This is a genomic window from Halochromatium sp. (assembly GCF_054919635.1).
Map to the genome: position 1 here is coordinate 1 of NZ_JBUDPI010000406.1, position 3,108 is coordinate 3,108.

The following is a 3,108-nucleotide window of genomic DNA, read 5'->3' on the forward strand; positions in this document are numbered from 1 at the left end:
TCCAGCAGTACAGCAGTCCGGTCACCGCCAAGGGCGTCGAAGACACCAGCTTCTATCGCTGGCACCGGCTCAGCTCGCTCAACGAGGTCGGCGGCAACCCTGAGCGCTTCGGGCTCTCGCTCGAAAGCTTCCACCGCGCCAACGAGCGACGCCAAGCCCAATGGCCGCATGCGATGTTGGCCGGATCGACCCACGACAGCAAGCGCTCCGAGGATCTGCGCTCGCGTCTGCACGTCCTCTCCGAGCTGCCGCTCGCCTGGCGAGAGCATGTCGAGCGCTGGGCACAACTGAATCGACGCTTTCGCCGCAGCGGCGAGGGCCGAGACCCACTCGGCGCGGATGCGGTGATCTGGCCCGATGCCAACACCGAGTATCTGCTCTATCAGACCTTGCTCGGTGTCTGGCCCTTGCAGACACCCGACGACCGAGGCTGGCAACAGCTTCGCGAGCGCATCCAGGCTTATATGAGCAAGGCGGTCAAGGAGGCCAAGGTCCACACCGCCTGGACCAATGCCGACGCCGATTATGAGGCCACGCTCGAAGCCTTTATCGATGCCGTGCTCGATCGCGAGCGCAGCAGTGCCTTCTTCGAGGATTTCATCCCATTCCAGCAGCGCGTCGCCCAGCTCGGCCTGCTCAACAGCCTCTCTCAAACCCTGCTGCGACTGACCTCGCCGGGACTACCCGACCTCTATCAGGGCTGCGAGCTGTGGGACTTCAGCCTGGTCGATCCCGATAATCGCCGCCCGGTGGATTTCGAGCGCCGTCGCCATTGGCTCAGTGAACTCGATAGGCTTGCTGGCCTCGATGATGCCGGCGAGACAGCGGAAGGTCTCCCACAGCCACTGCGCTCACAGGCGCTGAGCTCAGGGTCAATGAGCAGGCAGACATCGAGCCAGCCGGCACTGAGCACGCAGGCGTTGAGCCCACAACCGTCGAGCGCACAGCAGCTGGGACCACAGGAGCTGAGCAACAACCTCAGCGACGGCCGCGCCAAGCTGTACCTGATCCGCCGCCTGCTGCTACTGCGCGAGCAGCTGCCCGAGCTCTTCGCCCATGGTGAGTACTCGCCACTGACCGTCGAAGGCCCGCATGCGCATCGCCTCTGCGTCTTCAGTCGCAGCCATCAGGGTCAGTCGGTGGTGGTCATTGCGCCGCGCCTGCTTGCGGGCCTGAGCGAGCTGGCCAACGTCGGTCACGACGATACCAATGAGCAGACGGCCAGCGAGCGCTCCACCACCGTCACCGCCGACGACTCCGGGCTCGGTCCCGATGCCGGCCACGACCATGATCCCGGCCCGTCCACCAACCCTCGTGCTACCGCCTCAAGCAACGGCTACATCGATCCATTGCAAGACCCCGGTTGGGACGAGACCTGGATCTCGATCCCGGCCGCGCGGCTCGAGGATGTCCTAGGCGGCATGGACAGCGGCGCTGAAAGCCGCGCAGAGAATCGTCCAGGGGGCGGCCTAGGGAACGGTCCAGAGACCAGCCCAGAGACCAGCCCCGAGCGCAGCACAAACGCGAGGCCAAACTGGCAGCTTGAGACCGAGCAGTACCAAGGCCGTCAAGCCCTTCGCGCTAGCAGGGTCTTGCGCCGATTCCCGGTCGGGCTGCTGAAGACCAGCGCGTTATGACCAGCCGATTGCGCTATGCCAGCCAAGCTCGTCAGGACGAGCCGACCGCGTGATCAGCAACCGCGTGCTCAGCAGCCGTCTTTCAGTCGAGAGCGCCAGCGTAGCGATCGATCGGTATCGACAATCATCGCCCCAGCCATTCAGGACACGCCGAGATGCCATCGAAGCAACCCTCTCTCCCCCAAGGCCCGCGCATCTACAACCTGTTCCCGACCCTGCTCGGTCCGGTCGAGCGCTGGACGGAGCGGCTGCCCGAGATCGCCCGGATGGGCTTCGACTGGGTCTTCGTCAATCCCTTTCACCTGCCGGGTGAGTCCGGAAGCCTCTATGCGGTCAAGGACTATTATCGCCTGCACCCAGCGCTGCGTGGCGAGAGCGACAGCGATGATGACGACGACGGCGACAACGGCGAGCGACTCAGGGCCTTCACCGCTGCCGCCAGCGACGCCGGGATCGGCGTGATGATGGATCTGGTCGTCAACCATACCGCGATCGACTCCGACCTGGTCCCCGAGCATCCGGACTGGTACGTCCATGACGACGACGGCTCGGTGCACTCGCCCTCGGCGACCGATCTCGACAACCCCGAGATCGTCACCGTCTGGGAGGACCTGGCCCAGCTCGACTACAGCGAGCGGCCCGAGCGCGAGGCGATGATCGACTTCTTCTCCGAGGTCATCCGCCATTACATCCAGCTCGGCTTTCGCGGCTTCCGCTGCGACGCCGCCTACCAACTACCCGGCAGGGTCTGGCAGATCCTGATCGAGCGCGCCCGCAACAGCGCACCGGAGACCAGATTCTTCGCCGAGACCCTCGGCGCGCCGCCCGACGACATCGAGCAGTTGCGACCGGCTGGCTTCGACTATCTGTTCAATAGCGCCAAATGGTGGGACTTCCGCGCCGACTGGCTACTCGATCAGTATCAGACGTTTCGCGATCTGGCCCCATCCGTCGCCTTCCCGGAGAGCCACGACACCACCCGCTTAGCCGATGACGCCGATGGCGACAGCCGCGAGTCGCGGTTCTGGTACCTATTCGCAGCGGTCTTCTCGACCGGCGTGATGATGCCGATCGGCTATGAGCTCGGCTTCCGCCGCGGTCTACACGTGGTCGAGACCCGCCCCGAGCACTGGGAGGAGCCGAGCTTCGACATCCGCGATTTCATCGCTCAGGTCAACGCCATGAAGGCCAAGACCCCAGTATTGAACGAAGAGGGTGCACAGGAGCGTTTCACCGCCGTCGACGAGCCGGTGGTTGGACTACTGCGACGCTCGCCCCGGCAGGCGCAGCACAGCGCCGTACTGATCAATCCGGACCCCGAGGAGACGCAGGAGTACAGCCGCGATCGACTCACCGAGGTCCGCGCCTGCGCTGCGGACCAGCTGCAGGAGATCACGCCAGCCTTCAACGCCAGCGCTGACGACGAGACGGACAACCCAGCTGAAAACCGGGCCGAGACCGAGAACTGTGG

At 64.8% G+C, this 3,108-nt stretch carries 2 protein-coding genes; both read left to right on the forward strand.

From position 1 onward, the window contains the following. Positions 1 to 1,637: malto-oligosyltrehalose synthase (locus ACY693_RS17385; RefSeq protein WP_462323070.1), on the forward strand; the 1,637-nt coding region annotated here is incomplete at its 5' end. Between the two features lie 155 nt (positions 1,638 to 1,792). Further along, positions 1,793 to 3,108, forward strand: a 1,316-nt coding sequence (locus ACY693_RS17390) for an alpha-amylase family glycosyl hydrolase (protein ID WP_462323071.1), incomplete at its 3' end; no start/stop codon positions are given.